The organism is Paenibacillus sp. GYB003 (assembly GCF_036577625.1).
Classification (GTDB): domain Bacteria; phylum Bacillota; class Bacilli; order Paenibacillales; family NBRC-103111; genus Paenibacillus_AB.
In genome coordinates, this window is sequence record NZ_JARBDC010000007.1 from 87,768 (window position 1) to 106,357 (window position 18,590).

Consider the following 18,590-nt stretch of genomic DNA (forward strand, 5'->3'; position numbering starts at 1 on the left):
TTGATCAACCGTATCGACGACTGCAAGGCGAACTTCGATACGTAGGAGACATCTTATTACAATGCGGTGCTCGCCCAAGAAATGGAGCGTCAAACTGCCTTTATTGAATCGCCGCTTGGGCCAGGTTACGACTTCGACATCCGCATGAGTCAGATTGCGTGGAGATAGTGCGTTGAAGGCGGCTGTGCGGGATCTGTTCAGAGGGTGTGGTAGCTAGGATTTGAAATAAAGGACGGATTGAGCATGACATTGGAACAGCTGTATGCCAATGGTGTAATTCCATTCGATCGATCTATGCTTGAGGGGAATGGCCGGTTTCCAAGCGATGCCATCGAGTGGCTAGCTAGACATGGCTTGCCGCGGTTGGAGGGTGGGGAGGTGCTTGGTGTGTCGTTCCTGTCGCCAGCGATCAAGCGCTTCGACGGCGAAGAGTTCATCATGTTCGCCAGTGAGCGGTGGCGCGAGGATCTTTGGATTGGAATTGGCACGGATGGAGCGGTGTATGCCTTGGGTCCCGTTCAGGGCAGAAGGTCCTTCATCAACTCGAATCTGGAAGTATTTCTTCAGTTCATGGCGCATGTAAGCCGTTACCTTGAGGCCGCAAAGGCGACCGATACCGGGCCGACCGTAATGACGCGCGATGTGTTGCAGGAACGCTTGGCCGCGCTGCGGAATGGCAAGATCAGACCTGCAGCTCGCGCCACCGGGTTCGATCGACAGTTCGAGACCGAAAGGTTGGAGTGCGAGTTCCGGACCTTGGACCGAGCAGCTCTTAAGCGCGATGGATGGTGGTGCAAAATCATCGAGCAGCTGAGGGACGGGCTGATCTAGTCTAGGGCGTGCAGTCGCTGGAGGGCACGCCGTCGCATTGCCTTCGACTACGACCTGCGCGATCAGGTCTTCCGCATCGCGATCAACGGCGGCGCGCCGATCGTGCTGGAGCGCGACGCGCTGGGCCGCACCACGCGCGAGCATCTTAGCCCGCAGGTGCAACGGCAGTTCGAGTACGACGGCCGCGGCCTGCTGATCGCGCAGACGGTATTTGCGGATGCCGCCCCACTGTTCGAGATGCGCTATGACTACGACCGCACCGGCAACCGCTACCGGCTGAAAGAAACGAAAAACCGGAATCTATTCGACACTGAGCGCTCAGGTGCAAGTGGGTCAAAATGATCCCGGCGTTAGTGGGTCTTAAGCAGCCTCTCGTCTCCCAGCATCTTCGCGTGCTGCTGGATGTGGGAATCGTCAAGAGTTGATGATACATGAGGATAAACCACTGGCTTTTTGACGAGGCGCTGCTCTCCGAGTATAAGGAAGTAATGGAGTTGGATCGAATTGCATTCCCGGAGGATTGGGAGTCCGTACGAATGATGAGAAGATAGCTTGGGATCAAGGTGAACGCTGCATTTCATGGTATTTTTAACTACTCAAGTTATCTGGAGTGTTGTGTGTCGCCAAAGTTTAAGGAAGGGAGTGTTACGGAATGGATTTCGAAACGGCGATGCAGGAGCTTGAGGCCCTCGGCAAGGAACGGCTCAAGAAAATGTACATATCGAGCGGCGCACACGAACCGCTTTTTGGCGTGGCTACAGGCGATATGAAGCCCCTCGCCAAGAAAATCAAAAGAAATCAACCTTTGGCTGAGCAGCTTTACGCCACAGGGAACTACGATGCCATGTACTTTGCCGGTGTCATTGCGGATCCGAAAGCGATGACGGAGGCGGATTTTGAGCGTTGGATGGATGCGGCGTATTTTTATATGCTGTCCGATTATGTGGTGGCAGTAACCTTGGCGGAAGCAGATATTGCACAAGAGGTAGCCGATTAATGGATCGCAAGCGGCGAAGAGCTGAGAATGTCGGCGGGCTGGAGTTGTTACTGTTGGCTATTGGGCAATCGGCCGGACGGTGAATTTTGGACAGCTTGGTTTCAAACGCAAATATGTAAGATGTTAAGAAGCGGAATGTCAAAGCCAACGAAACTTACATTGTATACAAGACGGCCGCGTGATGGAAATATTGTCCCTGCAACCGAACGGGATGGCAGGCATGCATGAAACAATGCCGATCATGTATGGTTTTGCCGGTAACAATGGCAGCAGGAAAAGCACAATCCGTCAGCCGAATTGAACCCCGCTATGCGGCGCGGCGAAAAATTGACGATTCCTACGATCTGTTTTCCGGCGATATCTTCAGCAGTATATCTCTTGGCGATTTGCGCGCTGGAAGTTTTAACGCCGATTTCCGGTCCAAAGTCGATCTCCAGTTTAATAGCCGGGACTTTGGCATTTGCAAAAAAAAATCGGCTTTGATGATCGTGCCCACACGAAGATCCAGTTTTAAAAAGTCTTCAAAAGTTGCCGTTGAAAAATCCCCCCTGTCTCATTCCACCTGCATTCGGCACCACTTAATGCGAAAGACGCTTCACCGCTGAATATTGCAGGGATTGCCGCCAAAAGTATATCAGCATACCCAGCAGCGTTATCAATCCGCCTACCAATTGAAAGACGGAGATAGTTTCTCCTAGGAAGAGATAAGCCAGCATAATAGCCAAAACGGGTTCTCCAATAATGCCTACGGACACCGTTGTAGCTCCGATCGACTTAAGCAGCCGATTGAAAATATACTGGCCGAAGATCGTGGGAACTATCGCAAGCAGAAGGAAATACGTCCAGTCCAAAGATTCGTAATTGGTTAAGGAAAAGCCGTTCAGCACGCTGTAGGCGAGCAGAACACTTCCTCCGAGAAAGAAGACAACGACACTATACAGATTCGCGTCGATTTTCCGGCTCAACTTTTGTCCGACCAGCATATAAGCTGAAACCAGTATAGTTCCGATTAAAGACAATCCGTCCCCAATCAGCGCTTCTCTGGAAACCCCGATATCTCCCCAAACGATAATGACTGAGCCAAGCAGCGCAGTCACTAAGCAAAGCACGCTCAGTATGCCGGCTCTTTCCCTGAATACAAAAAACGAACCGATCATGACAAACAGCGGCTGCAAAGCCAGGATCACCATGGAACTTGCCACCGAAGTATAAACAAGAGATTCCATCCAAAATAAGAAATACAGTCCCAGCAACAGGCCAGCCAAAAATACCGCGCCCCAATCCTTTGCGTTCATGTTTAAGTAGCGGATCGTTTTCCAAGGGACGAACGGAAGCATGATGAAAGCCGAAATATAAAACAAATCCCATCACGCTGCAGGAAATTGCCGATGCCGCGCATCTGAGCATCTCCGAATGCACCCGGAACTTTAAAAAGACAGTCCGCATGACGCCTTATGAGTACCTCATTAAATATCGGATCAAAAAAAGCAGCGAATTGTTAATATCGACGGACGATACTGTAACCGAGATAGCCTGCAAAGTGGGTTTCAATCATGTGAATCACTTCATTCAGTCCTTTAAAAAAGATCAAGGTAAAACACCTAAAGGTTTTCGGAAATTCAGAAGCGGCATGGAGAAGGAATGTACGTAGGGGCAGGAAATAAAAGATCATCTATATGGTTCTCATTCAACCAATACTTTTGTAACCGCAGCGCCCTTTAGCTAAACGAAAAAGCAGCCGTAATTTAGAAGGCTGCTGTGTTGCAGCAAGCACCGAATTTGGCTATCCAAATTCGCTTGATAGGAGGCATCCTGGTTTGCCAAAGGATCGTAAAACCAATCTTGTAGCGACCTCGGCAATGTGAAATCCAATCAGCGGGATTCATGTTCCTATTCCCATTTCCACACATGTGGAGTGCTGTGTGTCGCTCGTAAAGAAGTAGAGCCGCATTTACTTGTTTTATAATAAATAGAGAAGATTTCAAGCCATTTCAAGCTTGGAATCTTCTTTTATTTACCTAACTCCCACTGACTGCGAGCTTTACTCACCGGTCGCATACCTTACAGCGGCCTCTTCTGCGGTAATAATAGCAAACGGCCGCGCCCCCAAGAGCAATCCCCCAAACCGGAAACAGTAAGAGCGGCGTTATGGCCCCCCAGTCCAGTAGAGCATCACTAACCTTGAAATCGCGAACGACTTGCATTCCCGTAACCGTAATCAATACAGCAACAAGACCTGCAGGGAGAATCGCCATAGCAGGAGGGACGCGTTTCCCTGCTGCGAATGGAAACCACTTAGGAAAGACTTCCCCCCATGCGCTAATCAGTCCATGAGTGAGAATGGCTCCGATTATCGATACGAAGGCGAGTCCCGCTCCAGCCATTATGGCGCCTGTCTCCTTCAGACTTTGAAATTGCTCCCCCGATATGCCAAGTGGTATGCCCAACAACCATGCCAAGCGGGTAATATCGTAGAAGAGGGGCGCAATGATCGCAACTAAAGTGAACCATTTTCCCCATCGTTCCGCCTGGATCATTGACTCCTGCCTGTTACCGCCAACTGCAATTCCGCAATGGAAGCAGGCATTTCTGAATTGGCGTTGCAGCGATAATGCTGCCGCTCCCCAGAACAATCCGCCTGTCAAGCAAATCCACTGATTGATAACGGGCCATGTGATCGTATCAAGATATTGGCTCCATATTCCTCCATCGAAGATAGCACCGATTAAGGTCACTGGAACGTACGCCACCCCGATCAGCAGCCTGGCATCCGGGATGGTGAGACAAAGAATAACCGCCATGCCCCATGAAAATCCAATGATGATCCTGCGTACGTTTCTGCTTGAAATTTTGCTATACAATGTGAGTGCTACGATACCTAGTACGCTGAGAACCGCAATGACCGCTCCTGTTAGTTCAGAAGAAGCATGGCGATAAAAGGAACCGGCTGCATCTGGATCAATATCCAAACCAAATGGATATCCTTCGCCGCCAAACGACCAATACATCCCTAGCCCGCCATAAATGAATGTCCATATGATAGCCGCATGCCAGCCCCATTGTGTTTTTATGGCGCTAATCAAATTTTTATCCGTTCCTCTACTCAATCTTCCGCTTGTAGCACCCATCTCTATTCCATCTCCTTATCTGCATTTCCCTTAGTATAAGAAACGCAAATAAACAGGAGGTAAACACGAGATCAACTTCACCCTAACTTTTAAATCGTTACATGCAGCTTCATAACTATGGACGTACCTTCGTCCGGTCTGCTGCTCACTATCAATTCCCCTCCATGAGCATGGACGATCTGTTTGGCGATGGAAAGTCCTAATCCCTCCCGTCCGGAGGAAGTTGTCGCCGCATCCCCATGAACGCCGCTTTGGCTAAAGCCCACGCCGTTATCCTCAATTTTTATTTCTGCTATGTTGCCGGGTACGACAGACGTGAATATTGCAATTTCGGTTCCATCGGGATTGTGGATAACCGCGTTAACGAGCAAATTACGGATTGCCCGTGTCAGCAATTTCGGATCGCAGTCAGCGATGATTCGTCGCTGATCGGAATCCATCTTGAACGAATGGCCATTCGCCCATGGTGCGCTGCTCAAGTCGGCCACAGCTCTACGCACAAGTTCGACTAGATCAGTTTGATCTTTTTTTAATGGAAGCTGCCCTTGAATGTTCTCATTAAGATCATGCACCAGTTCCTGCAAATGGATTGCCTTCTGCTGAATGATGGACAGAAACTCCCGCCGTTCCGCTTCGCTCCAACCGTACTCTTGATTCATCAAAATGGTGGAATAGCCGGTTATGTAGGTTAAAGGTGTTTTCAGATCATGGGATATTCCGCGAATCCATTCCTCTTTCAGCCGTTCGGATGCTCGAAGCTCTTCTTCATTCTTTTGAAGTGTGGCGGCAAGCATCTGTAAATGCTCGAATAATTCACGATAGACCGAATACGGCCTTTTCAACGTTCCGCCTTTACGTGGTTGAATCTCCTCCCACCGCAGGGGAGCATCGTATTTGCCATTCGCCAGACTTTTTATCCAAACAATAATGAAATAGATCGGCCTGCCCAAGTACCAACCCGCTACGAGCAAGGTCAGAAAAAAAAGGATTACGCATAAAACTTGAACAAAGATTGCATACCGATTCAGGCTATTCTCGTCGGAGCCGGCTTCCGGCCAAATAAAATAAATGGTCGCGATCACAATGGATTGAACCACAACAAACAGCAGGAAAAAAGCCGCCAGCAGCTGTAGTGCAACACGAAGCATAAATTTCATGATCTTAAACTCCGTGCGGGAGGGACGAACTTGTACCCGATCCCTCGTAAAGTGACAATAACTTTAGGCATGGATGGGTCAGCCTCCAGCTTCTTTCTCAGTCTGGAAATGTGGATCACAACGGTCTTCTCATCCCCTTCGACCATCGTCCCCCATACCTGCTCATATAATTGCTGAACGGTAAATACACGATTCGGGTGCTTGCAAAAGTAGAGCAGCAGTTCAAACTCTTTAGCCGGACAGGGCACTTCCTCATCGTTTACGATAAGTTGACCCGTATTTCGATTAACCGTTAGTTTATCAAACTTGTATATTTCTTCATTGTTCATCGATTCTAATGCATAACGGGAGCTTCTTCTTAAATGGGCATGAATCCGAGCAACCACTTCCATCGGATTGAACGGCTTCGTTACGTAGTCATCTCCTCCCAAATACAAACCTTGCAATTTATCTAAATCACTGGTTCGGGCGGTGAGGAACATAATCGGAACGTTAACGGTTTTACGTATTTCCGTACATAAAGTGAATCCATCCATATCCGGAAGCATCACATCCAGTACGATCATATCGAAGTGCGCCGTTCGAACCGCTGCTAGTGCTTCGGCAGCCGAGGATGCTTTCGTTATACGGGTATAACCCTCCCTTCGCAGAAGATGATCCAACATCACTACAATGCCGTCCTCATCATCGACCAGTAATATCGATTCATTCCTCAAGATCTTGCCTCCCATAATTCGGTTTGTACTTACGAGTATGATTCATATTTTACTATATGAATAGAGTGGAGAAGATTATGGCACACTCCTATCTACTGACTATGATTAAAAAGTCAGGCAATACGATATAACTTTGGGCGCTTTTTCTATTCCGACTTTGGTAAAAGTTTATCGTACATTCAACATCGACAAGGTTATGTTTGTGGAATACACTTGAAGCATGGAAACATGCTTGTGGGCAACAACAGCATTAAAGAAACGAGACTGATAAGCATTATTTGAATAATAGGGAACGTTCCAGCGGAAAACAAGGAGGTATCAAACATGAATGTTGAAGTGGTGATGCAGGAGCTCGAGGCTCTCGGCAAGGAACGACTCAAGAAGATGTACATGTCCAACGGCGCACATGAACCGCTTTTCGGCGTGGCGACGGGCGAGATGAAGCCCATCTTCAAGAAAACGAAAATCAATCATGCTTTGGCCGAGCAGCTTTATGCGACAGGAAACTACGACGCCATGTACTTTGCCGGCATCATCGCAGACCCCAATGCGATGACGGAAGCGGATTACGACCGTTGGATGGACGCGGCTTATTTTTATATGCTTTCGGATTATGTGGTTGCCGTAACGTTGGCGGAAGCCGATATCGCACAAGAGGTTGCCGATAAATGGATCGCGAGCGGCGAAGAGTTGAGGATGTCGGCCGGCTGGAGCTGCTACTGCTGGTTATTGGGGAGTCGTCCGGACGGTGAATTTGCCAAAGACAAGATGGCCGGTATGCTTAATCTGGCGGCACGTACGATTCACGACGCTCCCGAACGGGCGAAATACGCGATGAACAATTTTATGTACACGGTGGCCGTATCGTATTTGCCGCTCCATGATCAGGCGGTTGAGACCGCTAGGGCGGTTGGCCCGGTAGAAGTCAAGCGGGATAAGACCAAGAGCAAGACCATACACGCTTTCGAAAATATTCAAAAGGCAGTAGCTAAAGGGCAAATCGGTTTCAAACGCAAACATGTCAGGTGTTAAACCCGGAGTAAAGAAGCCGCAAGGATATGCAAAGGGAGACTGCATACCTGTTCCTATTTGAAGGGAGAAACGAACATGACGAAGAGAAGTGAAGTCGGCAGTCAAATGGAGTTGTCGCTGGAAGAACTTATCAAAATATGGAAAGCCCGTTTCGAGAAGAACATGAACCGCCATGAAGGTCTCGAATGGGCGGACGTACAAGCAAAGCTCGAAGCGAATCCCGAAAAACTATGGTCGCTCCATGAAATGGAAAGAACGGGCGGCGAGCCGGATGTTGTGGGTCATGACGCTAAGACGGGCGAATACCTTTTTTACGATTGTTCGGCGGAAAGTCCTAAAGGCCGCAGAAGCGTTTGTTACGACCGCGAGGCGCTGGAATCAAGGAAAGAACATAAGCCGGAAAATAGCGCCGTTGAGATGGCGGCTGCCATGGGCATCGAGCTTCTAACGGAAGAACAATACCGGGAGCTGCAGAAGCTTGGGACTTTCGATACGAAAACGTCGAGCTGGGTAGTAACGCCTGCCAGAATTAGAAAACTCGGCGGAGCCCTCTTTTGCGATCGCCGCTACGACACTGTTTTTGTGTACCACAATGGAGCAGACTCCTACTATGCTGCAAGAGGGTTCCGCGGCTCGCTAAGGGTCTGACGGCGTTTGCTCGCCCATCGATGCCGGAGTAATTTGGATTTTCACAGCAATAACTCCATCGCTGCGCGTTCTTTATCCGCAATCTCGAGCAAAAGCTTCGACGCTTGCTGGAGCTCCTGGTGGTTGCCCGTTCTTCCCGCACGGTCGATCGAAGCGGAGACGCCGACCCACATTGGAGCGATTTGCGCAAACAAACGGCAGGCTTGCTCGATTTTCGGGTCTTCCGTCAGATCGACGCATTCTTTGAGGAAATCCCGGTACAAATTCCGAAACAAAGCGCCGCCGGTTCCCGCACGCTCCATCAGCAATGCGGTCAGGCATAAATCATGTTCGACATTGTTGCTGCGGGAAGGCCATTTCAGGATTTCGCCGCTCATTTTGACAATGCCTTTATTTCCGATATTGCGAATGGGCGGGTTCAAATAGTCATGCGCATTCTTGGTCAAGGATGTACGTATAGCGGGAACGAGCGGCGGCAAGGCGTCGATCGGCTCGAGCGTGAACGAACGATTCCGGGAACTCATGGGCCCCTTGGCGTTTCGGGCCGCGGCCAAGCTTGTTAAACTCGTTTTCAGCAGTCCGCCCTGTTGTCCGGTGTCCGCCATGTAGGCGTTCGCGTCGTCCAAGCCGTACAGCACCGCATAATGACCGGCAAAGTGCACTTTGTTCGTGAAATAGTCCAAATAATAGGAATCCAGTTTCAGCCCGACCGGAATTCCGCGGTCGATGCAGCTCCGTACGTTTCGCCATGCCTTGTCGACGGACGACGTTTCTTGAACGTTGACGTTCAAACCCAGCCGTTCGGCGAGGTTGGCCGTCAATTCATCCGGCTTCACCCTTCCTCCGATGAACGGAAAGTCCATTCCTTTCGAATCCCAGTAAATGAATCCGAGCCCTTGCCCGAGTCCGAACAGCATCGGTTCCGACAACCGGACTCCCGCAAATTGCAGCAAATTGCCCATGGCGGTCGTTTCGCAATGTTCGCCTTGGTAAGGAACGAAACCTTCAATGATTTTGGCCATATTCCCCTGTCTCCTCCAACAATTCGGTAATCAGACCGGCAACGAACGCTCTTTCGCTCTCGATGAGGCTGATCGGATGCAGGAACAGCGCCCTTACGTTCAGCGGCAGTCGAACGCCGCCCTGCGATTCGTACTTTTGCCTGATTTGGATCGAAGCCTTCTGAAGAAAATCCAACCGTTTCCGCAAAGCTTCCACGGCCTCGTCCTTTCCGACAAAAGGCAAAGCGGCCAGGCCGAGATCGAAGCGGCTGTCGCGCTCCCGCGCCGACGACAGGCTGTCCAGAATTTCGTTTCTCAGCGCGGCCCTACCGGCTTCGGTGAGGGCGAACCGGTACGGCATAGGTCCCTTGCCGGATTTTCCGTCGGATTCCTCGGAGGCGATCCATCCTTTATCGTTAAGTTTCTTCAGTCCCAAGTAGATCGAAGTCGTGCCGATATTCGCCCATTCCCGATAACCGCGCCGATCGACCAGCTTCTTGATATCGTACCCGGATGCTTGACGGCATTCCGCGATCATTTGCAGCAGCATAAATTCGACATTCGACAGTGGGGGCATGGAGGAACCTCGCATTCCTTAATAGTTCACATATGAAATATAACACTAGTGGAATATAAGTTCAAGAACCAGTATGGACATATGATCGGCCGGACCCGATTGGCTGAGCTTGTATTTGCGGTAGTTCGGGATAAGGATGTCCAAATTTTTATATCAAAATAACATATACAAAAATTATAATATTTTGATATAATAAAACCGATCAAACGAACAAGGAGGAAAATAGTTATGTTCAAGAGCGGCAATGTGACGGTAATGGTAGCGGATTTAAAAAAGGCGGCGCAATTTTACGTCGAAACTCTCGGATTAAAGCTGCAGCACGAAACGGAAGGGCATTTTGCGCAGATCGAAGCGCCGGGACTGACGATCGGACTTCTGCATGTCGCCGGAGAACAAGGTTCTCAACCGGGAAAATCGGGCAGCATGTCTATTGGGTTTGAGGTAGAGGAGCTAGAGTCGGCCATCGAGACCCTGAAATCGCGCGGCGTCGAATTCCATGACGCTGTCGAAGGCGAAGCGGCCCAAGTCGTACACTTCAGCGATCCTGACGGCCATACCCTTTACTTGGTTTGCAGCCGTTAAGCCCGTGGGAGAAAAAGAGACGGGGCAAGGAGGCGTCTTCCGCCCGGCCCCGAAAACGAACGCCGGCATGGCCGCCGCCGGACTGCCGGCGGCGATGGCAGCCCGGAAAAGCCGCGACGACCGCGGCTTTTCTATTTTCAGGCGACCGTATGCTATACTGTTGTGTAGCAGGTATTTGTAAGGGAGGCCTTTCGCTTGAACGAATTGTTCATACTCGGCGAATTGATGAACAATCCGATGCACGGCTATTTGCTGCATCAGATTTTGAACGGAATCGTTGGGCCTACGCGAAAAGTGAGCTGGGGGGCGCTTTATCCGCTTATCCACGGCATGGTTGCGGACGGGCTGATCGTGCAGGTCCCCGACGAACAACCGGAGGGCGCCAGGCAGGGAAGAGGAAAGAAGATCAAGACGTATAAACTCACGGATGAAGGCAGAATGCGTTTTTTTCGGCTGATGGAAGAACCGATTCCATACTCGCCGGATTACGAGCTGCATTTTTATACGAAGCTGAAAAATTTCGATCTAATCAGTAAGGAATTGCAGTTTTTAATTTTGCATCAATACAAGGATTATTTGCGGTATGAAATCCGCCACGAGGAAGAACGGTTGGAGTATGCGAGCAAGGATGAGCGGATTCCCGACGGGGAGCAGCGGTATATTTTGATCTTTTTCCGGCATCGGCTGGATAAGCTGCGATTTGACGAGGAGTGGATTTTACAATTAATCGAAAGCCATCGGGCGAATGGAACGGGGCTTGAGCGGGAGTGAAACCTGGAAGGTCATAGATCATACACCCATGAAAGGTGCTGAACGAATCGGCATCTTTTTTTGCTTTTGCAGAGAACCCTCCTTTCTGAAAAGCCGCTATGAAACGGAAACGCCGCTTCCCAAAAATATGCGGTATAATAAGCCCGAGGAAGAAAATCCTAGAGGGGAAGGCCATCCATGGACCGAAACAACGTCAAACCCGAACAAGGAGATCCGATGATCGAACAAAAAACAGCCGTACATGCCGGGTGGAATTTCGACAACAGTTACGCCCGTCTGCCGGAGTTATTTTTTTCCAAGCAGCTGCCGACACCCGTGAGCTCGCCGAAACTGGTCGTGCTGAATCAGCCGCTCGCGGCTTCGCTCGGATTGGACGTTCAAGCGCTGCAAACGGAAGAGGGCGCCGATCTGTTTGCCGGCAACCGGATGCCCGAACGGGCCAAGCCGATTGCACAAGCTTATGCCGGGCATCAATTCGGGCATTTTACGATGCTCGGCGACGGCCGGGCTATCCTTCTCGGCGAACAGATGACCCCCCAGGGCGAGCGGTTCGATATTCAGCTCAAAGGTCCGGGCAAAACGCCGTATTCCCGCCGGGGCGACGGTCGGGCGGCTCTCGGGCCGATGCTGCGCGAATACATCGTTAGCGAAGCGATGCATGCGCTCGGAATCCCCACGACCCGCAGCTTGGCCGTGACGACGACCGGGGAAGCCGTCGTCCGCGAAACCGAGCTGACCGGCGCCGTTTTGACCCGGGTCGCTTCCAGTCATTTGCGCGTCGGGACGTTTCAATTTGCCGCGACATGGGGAACGACCGACGATTTGCGGAAACTGGCGGATTATACGCTGCGAAGACATTTTCCCGAGGTTACGCTTGACGGGGATCGCCATCTAAGGCTCCTCCAAGAAACGATCAAGCGTCAGGCCGATCTGATCGCCCGGTGGCAGCTTGTCGGCTTTATTCACGGCGTGATGAATACCGACAATATGGCAATTAGCGGTGAAACGATCGATTACGGTCCTTGCGCCTTCATGGATACGTACGACCCGGCGACGGTATTCAGCTCCATCGATGCCCAGGGCCGCTATGCGTACGGCAACCAGCCGTATATCGCGGCTTGGAATCTCGCGAGGTTCGCCGAAGCTTTGTTGCCGCTGCTGCACGACGACGAGGAGCAGGCCGTCAAGCTGGCCGAGGACGAGATCGCGGCTTTTACAGGTCAGTATCAAGGGCATTGGCTCACGGGAATGCGGGCGAAGCTGGGCATTTTGGGCGAAGAGCCGGAGGACGAATCGCTTATAACCGACCTGCTCGACATGATGAAAAACCATCGGGCGGATTATACGAACACGTTCCGCGCCTTGACGTTCGACAAGCCGGAGGAGACGGCTATGTCCGGCTCGCCGGAGTTCGCCCGGTGGTGTGAGAGATGGCGGGCGAGACAGGGCAGACAGCAGCCATCGCAAGCTTCCTCGCACGGTTTGATGCGCAGCAGCAATCCGGCGGTCATTCCGCGCAATCACCGGGTCGAGGAGGCACTGGAAGCGGCGGTGGAGCGAGGCGACTACAGCGTGATGGAGAAGCTGCTCGGCGTTTTGTCGTCCCCGTTCGCGCATACTCCGGAGCAGGAGGCATATGCGGCGCCTCCCGAGCCTTCCGCTTGTCCGTACCGAACGTTTTGCGGCACGTGAACCGAATGAGGGCCGCCGTCGCAAGGACATCGCGAAAGAGGGGACTGCCCCTCTTTTTTTCCTTCCCGTGCCGCTGCCGACTTAAGACATAGGCCGATCCGTGATAAGATGGAAAGAGACGGTCGAGAAAAGCCGCAGCGGGCCGGGAAGGAGCGATCTTATATGGTTTTTGATCTGAACGAAGCGGTCGAGGTTTTGGAGCGTACGCCGCGAACGTTGGAATCGTTTTTGTCCGGGTTATCCGGCGGTTGGCTGACCTGCAACGAAGGCGAAGGGACGTGGAATGCGATCGAAGTGATCGAGCATTTGATCGAAGCGGAGAAAACGAACTGGATCCCGAGGCTGGACCGGATACTCCGGGAAGGCGAAAGCAAGCCGTTTCCGCCATTCGACCGTTACGCGCACTTGCGCGAGAAGCGCGAAACGCCGATCGAACAAAAGCTGCTCGAGTTCCAAACGATTCGCGCCGAAAATATATCCAAGCTCCAGGCTATGGTCGAGTCCGAATCGCAGTTGGAATGGACGGGCTATCATCCCGCATTCGGCGTCGTGAAAGCAAGGGAGCTGATTTCCACGTGGGTCGCTCACGATCTGACGCACATCGCGCAAATCGTCCGGGTCATGGCCGAGCGGTACAGAGCGGATGTCGGGCCATGGAGCGAATATTTAGGTATATTAAAAAAATAACGACGACTCAAGGGAAACGTCTGAGAAAATAAGAGGAGCGCTGGCGGGAAGAGATGGCGGTATGCTGCGCGCAAGCAAGATACCTCTTGTACCATGTAGGAAGGGTGAACGGTAAGTGGTCAAGAAAGCAGATGATCAAGCCTCCTAAAATAAGCAATCAAAAATTTTAGGAGGCTTGTCCAAATGAATGCAAAGACAAAACAAAATGAAGCTGTACAAAACCGGGTGTCCACCAAATTATTAATGATGGTCCTTGTCTTGTCATCCTTATTGGCTGCCATCACGGTGGATATGGTGAACCCCGTTCTTGGTCTCATCAGTGAATCCCTGCAAGCTTCGAAGGCTCAAGTAAGTTGGATAGTGACTGGAATTACACTTCTGCTTGCCATTGGTATTCCTCTATACGGCCGGATGTCCGATTTTATTGAACTCAGGAAACTGTACATTCTTGCCACTTCCGTATTGAGCATTGGAAGTTTGATCTGCATTCTTGCTCCCAGCCTGCCGGTATTGGTATTCGGCCGGATGGTTCAAGGGGCTGGAATGTCTGCCATACCGGTCTTATCTGTTGTGGCGGTTTCGAAGGTTTTTGCGGAAGGGAAACGTGGCGCCGCATTAGGAGTTGTTGCGGGGTGTATCGGTATAGGAACTGCCTTTGGACCGATCTTCGGAGGCGTTGTCGGTCAAACTTGGGGATGGCCGGCTTTATTCTGGGTAACCTTGATCCTGTCGCTCCTCATCGTAGTCGGGTCTATCTTTGCTCTGCCTGCTCTGCCGGGAATGAAACCGGGGATAGCAGGTGGAACCGAGCGAGGATTTGATATGGCGGGCGGTGCTCTACTAGGTCTTACCGTGGGACTATTCCTTTTGGGGGTAACGCAAGGGGAAAGCAACGGCTTTACCTCATTTACTGCCGTAGGAAGTCTTTTGGGTTCTCTTGTTTCCATGATCGGATTCATTTGGCGTATTGGCGCGGCAAGCAATCCGTTCGTACCGCCGATCCTGTTCAAAAACAAATGCTATGTGAACGCTGTGGCTGTAGCATTTTTGTCGGCGTTCGTCTATTTTGCGGTCCTTGTATACGTACCGTTGCTTAATCTGGAAATTAACGAACTCACCCCCGGCGAAGCGGGTTTAACGCTTTTACCAGGAGGTGCGGCTGTTGCACTCCTTTCGCCATGGGTTGGCCGAATATCCGATCGTGTTGGGACCAAATCGCTTATTGTTGCTGGGCTCATCGTAATGGGAATTTCCACTTTTTTCTTGTCGGCATTTGCCCCGGGGGCATCCCCCCTTCTGAGTTCCGTGGGAGTCATGGGGGCGGGAATAGCTTTTGCTTTTGTTAATTCGCCCGCCACTAATTCTGCTATAGCCGTTCTTCAGAAGGATATGGTTGGAGCAGGTATGGGATTTTTCCAGGGTGCATTGTATCTTGGGGCAGGAACGGGAGCCAGCCTCATTGGAGCATTTCTGCATGCACGAAGAGATGCTGAGTTTCCGTTAAACCCCATCTATAGGTTAGATGCCATAAGCTATTCCGATTCATTTCTGATGGTTACCATTGCAGTGATCTTCGCACTAATCGCAAGTATCGGATTAAAGAATGATAGACAGGGTAGCAGGTTGGCCAAACCTTCCAAATGACTAATGGACCCGCCAACTTACGGTTTGTTGCATGCCCACCGGCCTCGTAGTATCTCAACTTGCCGACAATACGTATACTGGCGGACGTTCGCGGCTCGACGCGTTCCGAAAAGCGAAGCTTTCATGCCCGAGCGTCCAGTGCCCTCGCCAAGCCCGTCATCTGCTATAATAGTTCCAGACGATAGGAGGCGGGCCGGACATGAAAATCAAAGTGCTGATCGCGGACGACAATTCGTTTATCCGGGAAGGGATGAAAATCATCTTGACCAGCTTCGAGGAGTTCGACGTGGTCGGAACGGCCGAAGACGGTGCGGAAGCGGTCGCGTTTTGCCGGCAAAACGAGGTGGACGTCGCGCTGCTGGACGTGCGCATGCCGAATATGAACGGCGTCGAGGCGACCCGTTTGCTGACGGAGCAAACGAACGTCAAGCCGCTCATCTTGACGACGTTCGACGACGACGAATTCATTCTCGAAGCGGTCAAGGCGGGGGCGCGCGGCTATTTGCTGAAAAACAACGACCCCGAGCGGATTCGCGACGCGATCAAGAGCGTCTGCAACGACCATCGCGTCCTGCAGGACGTCGTCCTCGATAAAATCAACAACCTGCTCGCAGGCCAAAACGCCGCGACACCCCCGGCGGCGCCTTCGGCGGAAGCCGCCCGCGCATCGGCTCCCCCCGCCGCCCGAAGCGCCGGCAAAATCGACCGGAGCCTGTTCACGGAACGCGAGCTCGACATTATGGAGCATATCGCCAAAGGGCTGTCCAACAAAGAAATCGCCAAAACGCTGTTCATCTCCGAAGGAACGGTCGCCAACTACATCACGTCCGTATTAAACAAGACGGGGCTCGAGCATCGGACGCAAATCGCGATTTACGTGCTGACGGGCGAAGCGAGAATGCCGGACGCATGAGAGAGAACGGTCATTCCCCGATCCGCGCGCATATGGAATTTTGGACGATCGGCAATAAAGCGGCGGTGCTCGGGTACGTCGTGGCGGCCGCGTTTCTGGCCGATTCCGCCGCCGCGGTCGGCCCTTGGCACATGCTGGCGTACTTGCTGTATGCGGCCGTCAACGTGACGATTCCGATATTCAAAAAGGCGAACCCGAAACGGCTGTTCGCCGCGCTGTCGGCCGCGCTCGTCCTGCTGGCCGCGTTCCGCCTGGAGCCGCTGCTGCTATTGCTGCTTCCCGCCAACGTGTACGAGCTCGTCTCGTCGTACACGCCGCGAAGGCCGGTCGCGCTTCTTCTCATGCTGGCGCCGGCCGGTTTCGTTTCCGTCGGCTTGATTCCGCCGTATTTGCTGTGCGGCCTGCTCGGCTATTTGCTGCAGGCGTGCGGCGCCGCGTTTAGCGACAAGCTCGCGAGACTGGAGGACGAGCGGGAACGGATGCGGGAAGATTTGCAGCGGCTGGCCCGGTCTTTAAGCGAAAACAACGAATACATTCGCCAATCCGAGTATACGATCAAGCTGGAGGAGCGGGGCCGGCTGTCCCAGCGCATTCACGACGAGGTCGGACACGCGATGGCGGGCGCGCTCATCCAGATGGAAGCGTCGCGGCGGCTGCTGCAGACCGACCGGGACAAGGCGTCCGAGCTGCTCGGCAATGCGATCGCCATTTCCAAGGAAGGGCTGGAGCGAATCCGGCTGACGCTGAAAGACGTGAAGCCGCGGCCGGAGGAGCTCGGCGTGAACCGGCTCCGCTTGTTCGTGGACGAGCTGTCGGCCAAGGAGACGGTCACCGCGACGCTGTCGTGCGACGGGGACATCGACGTCATTACGCCGATCCAGTGGAGCATCATCCAGCGAAACGCGACCGAAGCGGTCACGAACGCGCTCAAATACGCGAAAGCGTCCGCCATCCACATCGAAGTCCGGGTGCTGAACAAATTCATTAAGGCGGTCGTTTCGGACAACGGCGTCGGAGCGGAGAAAGTCGTGAAAGGGCTCGGCATCGTCGGCATGGAGGAGCGGGCCGCCGCCGCGGGCGGGACGGTCATCGTCGACGGGACGAACGGGTTCAGCGTGACGACGCTGCTGCCGTACGAGAGCCGGTGAAGTTGTTCATATCCGAATAAAGTGAAATTTCTCATAGATCGAGGATGAACTTATGCACTGACATAAGGGCATCCTCTTTTATTACAATAGGGGCATAACGAACGAGGAGTGATTCGGGTGAGCAACGTACTGGAAATTCGCGGCTTGACGAAAACATTCGGCGATTTCGTCGCCGTCGACAATATGTCTCTGAACGTGCGCGAGGGGGAACTATTCGGCTTTCTCGGCGCGAACGGAGCGGGCAAAAGCACGACGATCAATATGATCGCGTCGCTGCTCCGCCCGACGAAGGGCGAAATCGCGCTGCTCGGCAAAAGCATCGCGAAGCACGGCAAATTCGCCAAAATGAACACCGGCATCGTGCCGCAGGATTTGGCCATTTACGAAGACATGACCGCCTACGAGAACGTGAGCTTTTTCGCCGGGTTGTACGGCCTGCGGGGGGCGCTGCTGAAGGAACGGACCGAGGAAGCGCTCGAATTCGTCGGTCTCGGCGACAAGCATAAAAGCTTTCCGAAACATTTCTCGGGCGGCATGAAGCGCCGGCTCAACATCGCCTGCGCGATCGCGCACCGGCCGAAGCTGATCATTATGGACGAACCGACGGTCGGAATCGACCCGCATTCGCGGAACTACATTTTGAACTCGGTCCGCAAGCTGAACGAGATGGGCTGCACGATTATTTATACGAGCCATTACATGGAGGAAGTCGAAGAAATTTGCACCCGCATCGCCATTGTCGACCACGGCAAAATTATCGCGGAAGGCACGAAGGAGCAGCTGAAGTCGATCATCACCGACTCGAAGGAAATATGGATCGGCGTCAAAACGGGCGAGTCGGTGCAGGTCGAGCCGATCAAGGCGATCCAGGGCGTCGACTCGGTCCGCCTGGAGGAGCATACGCTGAAAATCGTGTCGAAGGCCGAGGTCAACAATTTGAACCGGATTATCCAGCAGCTGATCAAGGATCAAGCGGAGATCCGCTCGGTCGAGGAGCAGGCGCCGAATTTGGAAACGGTGTTCCTTACCTTGACCGGCCGGAACTTGCGGGACTGAGGGGGCGAAG

At 52.4% G+C, this 18,590-nt stretch carries 19 protein-coding genes and 3 pseudogenes; 15 read left to right on the top strand and 7 right to left on the bottom strand.

What is annotated here, in order from left to right:
* Positions 1-243: 243 nt before the first annotated feature.
* The 4 genes and pseudogenes from PV407_RS05045 to PV407_RS05055 all read left to right on the top strand — a co-directional run.
* Positions 244-831 carry an SUKH-4 family immunity protein gene (locus tag PV407_RS05045; RefSeq protein ID WP_332088799.1) on the top strand — a complete coding sequence of 196 codons (588 nt, stop codon included), beginning with the start codon at positions 244-246 and terminating at the stop codon, positions 829-831.
* Between the two features lie 102 nt (positions 832-933).
* The gene (locus PV407_RS05050; protein ID WP_332088800.1) at positions 934-1,173 is read left to right on the top strand and encodes a hypothetical protein; all 240 of its coding nucleotides are present in this window, start codon (positions 934-936) and stop codon (positions 1,171-1,173) included.
* Positions 1,170-1,256 (top strand): ArsR family transcriptional regulator, encoded by an 87-nt coding sequence (locus PV407_RS29515; protein ID WP_442951625.1) that lies wholly within the window; start codon positions 1,170-1,172, stop codon positions 1,254-1,256. The genes PV407_RS05050 and PV407_RS29515 overlap by 4 nt, the downstream gene beginning before the upstream one ends.
* Before the next feature lie 227 nt (positions 1,257-1,483).
* Positions 1,484-1,915, top strand: a pseudogene (locus PV407_RS05055) (DNA alkylation repair protein); the annotation flags it as partial.
* 206 nt (positions 1,916-2,121) lie between these two features.
* Here the strand turns inward: PV407_RS05055 and PV407_RS05060 are convergent.
* Together PV407_RS05060 and PV407_RS05065 are read right to left on the bottom strand one after the other, a co-directional pair.
* A pseudogene (locus PV407_RS05060) lies at positions 2,122-2,336 on the bottom strand (tRNA-binding protein); the annotation flags it as partial.
* Positions 2,337-2,406: 70 nt separating this feature from the next.
* Positions 2,407-3,165, bottom strand: a complete 759-nt coding sequence (locus PV407_RS05065; RefSeq protein WP_332088859.1) for a DMT family transporter — start codon at positions 3,163-3,165, stop codon at positions 2,407-2,409.
* Between the two features lie 20 nt (positions 3,166-3,185).
* On the opposite strand from PV407_RS05065, the pseudogene PV407_RS05070 reads away from it, so the two are divergent.
* Positions 3,186-3,479, top strand: a pseudogene (locus tag PV407_RS05070) (helix-turn-helix transcriptional regulator); the annotation flags it as partial.
* 394 nt (positions 3,480-3,873) lie between these two features.
* Here PV407_RS05070 and PV407_RS05075 read toward each other — a convergent pair.
* The 3 genes from PV407_RS05075 to PV407_RS05085 form a co-directional block, all read right to left on the bottom strand.
* Positions 3,874-4,956, bottom strand: a complete 1,083-nt coding sequence (locus tag PV407_RS05075) for a hypothetical protein (RefSeq protein WP_332088801.1) — start codon at positions 4,954-4,956, stop codon at positions 3,874-3,876.
* Positions 4,957-5,045: 89 nt separating this feature from the next.
* Positions 5,046-6,113: a sensor histidine kinase gene (locus PV407_RS05080; RefSeq protein WP_332088802.1), complete on the bottom strand. Its 1,068-nt coding sequence runs from the start codon at positions 6,111-6,113 to the stop codon at positions 5,046-5,048.
* Complete coding sequence (locus PV407_RS05085; RefSeq protein WP_332088803.1) at positions 6,110-6,829, bottom strand: response regulator transcription factor; 720 nt, start codon at positions 6,827-6,829, stop codon at positions 6,110-6,112. The genes PV407_RS05080 and PV407_RS05085 overlap by 4 nt, the downstream gene beginning before the upstream one ends.
* A 324-nt stretch (positions 6,830-7,153) precedes the next feature.
* Here PV407_RS05085 and PV407_RS05090 point away from each other — a divergent pair, with 324 nt between their 5' ends.
* A complete protein-coding gene (locus PV407_RS05090; RefSeq protein WP_332088804.1) occupies positions 7,154-7,861 on the top strand; it encodes a DNA alkylation repair protein in 708 nt (235 codons plus the stop codon).
* 75 nt (positions 7,862-7,936) lie between these two features.
* A complete protein-coding gene (locus tag PV407_RS05095; RefSeq protein ID WP_332088805.1) occupies positions 7,937-8,509 on the top strand; it encodes a DUF4256 domain-containing protein in 573 nt (190 codons plus the stop codon).
* 41 nt (positions 8,510-8,550) lie between these two features.
* Here PV407_RS05095 and PV407_RS05100 read toward each other — a convergent pair whose 3' ends face one another.
* Positions 8,551-9,531: a BtrH N-terminal domain-containing protein gene (locus tag PV407_RS05100; RefSeq protein WP_332088806.1), complete on the bottom strand. Its 981-nt coding sequence runs from the start codon at positions 9,529-9,531 to the stop codon at positions 8,551-8,553.
* Positions 9,515-10,087, bottom strand: coding sequence for a PadR family transcriptional regulator (locus tag PV407_RS05105; protein WP_332088807.1), 573 nt, complete (start codon positions 10,085-10,087; stop codon positions 9,515-9,517). Before PV407_RS05105 ends, PV407_RS05100 begins: the two co-directional genes overlap by 17 nt.
* A 228-nt stretch (positions 10,088-10,315) precedes the next feature.
* Between PV407_RS05105 and PV407_RS05110 the strand changes: the two genes are divergently transcribed.
* The 8 genes from PV407_RS05110 to PV407_RS05145 all read left to right on the top strand — a co-directional run bounded on the left by PV407_RS05110 (position 10,316) and on the right by PV407_RS05145 (position 18,580).
* The gene (locus PV407_RS05110) at positions 10,316-10,669 is read left to right on the top strand and encodes a VOC family protein (protein WP_332088808.1); all 354 of its coding nucleotides are present in this window, start codon (positions 10,316-10,318) and stop codon (positions 10,667-10,669) included.
* A 195-nt stretch (positions 10,670-10,864) separates the two neighbouring features.
* Positions 10,865-11,440 carry a PadR family transcriptional regulator gene (locus PV407_RS05115; RefSeq protein ID WP_332088809.1) on the top strand — a complete coding sequence of 192 codons (576 nt, stop codon included), beginning with the start codon at positions 10,865-10,867 and terminating at the stop codon, positions 11,438-11,440.
* Positions 11,441-11,656: 216 nt separating this feature from the next.
* Positions 11,657-13,132, top strand: coding sequence for a protein adenylyltransferase SelO (locus PV407_RS05120; RefSeq protein WP_332088810.1), 1,476 nt, complete (start codon positions 11,657-11,659; stop codon positions 13,130-13,132).
* Positions 13,133-13,294: 162 nt separating this feature from the next.
* Entirely contained in the window at positions 13,295-13,819 is a 525-nt protein-coding gene (locus tag PV407_RS05125; RefSeq protein WP_332088811.1) for a DinB family protein, read from the top strand.
* A gap of 183 nt (positions 13,820-14,002) precedes the next feature.
* Positions 14,003-15,463 carry an MFS transporter gene (locus PV407_RS05130; RefSeq protein ID WP_332088812.1) on the top strand — a complete coding sequence of 487 codons (1,461 nt, stop codon included), beginning with the start codon at positions 14,003-14,005 and terminating at the stop codon, positions 15,461-15,463.
* A 199-nt stretch (positions 15,464-15,662) separates the two neighbouring features.
* On the top strand, positions 15,663-16,376 hold the full coding sequence (locus PV407_RS05135) for a response regulator transcription factor (RefSeq protein ID WP_332088813.1): 714 nt from the start codon (positions 15,663-15,665) through the stop codon (positions 16,374-16,376).
* A complete protein-coding gene (locus PV407_RS05140; RefSeq protein WP_332088814.1) occupies positions 16,373-17,524 on the top strand; it encodes a sensor histidine kinase in 1,152 nt (383 codons plus the stop codon). Before PV407_RS05135 ends, PV407_RS05140 begins: the two co-directional genes overlap by 4 nt.
* A 117-nt stretch (positions 17,525-17,641) precedes the next feature.
* Positions 17,642-18,580, top strand: a complete 939-nt coding sequence (locus PV407_RS05145) for an ABC transporter ATP-binding protein (RefSeq protein WP_332088815.1) — start codon at positions 17,642-17,644, stop codon at positions 18,578-18,580.
* Positions 18,581-18,590: the final 10 nt, after the last annotated feature.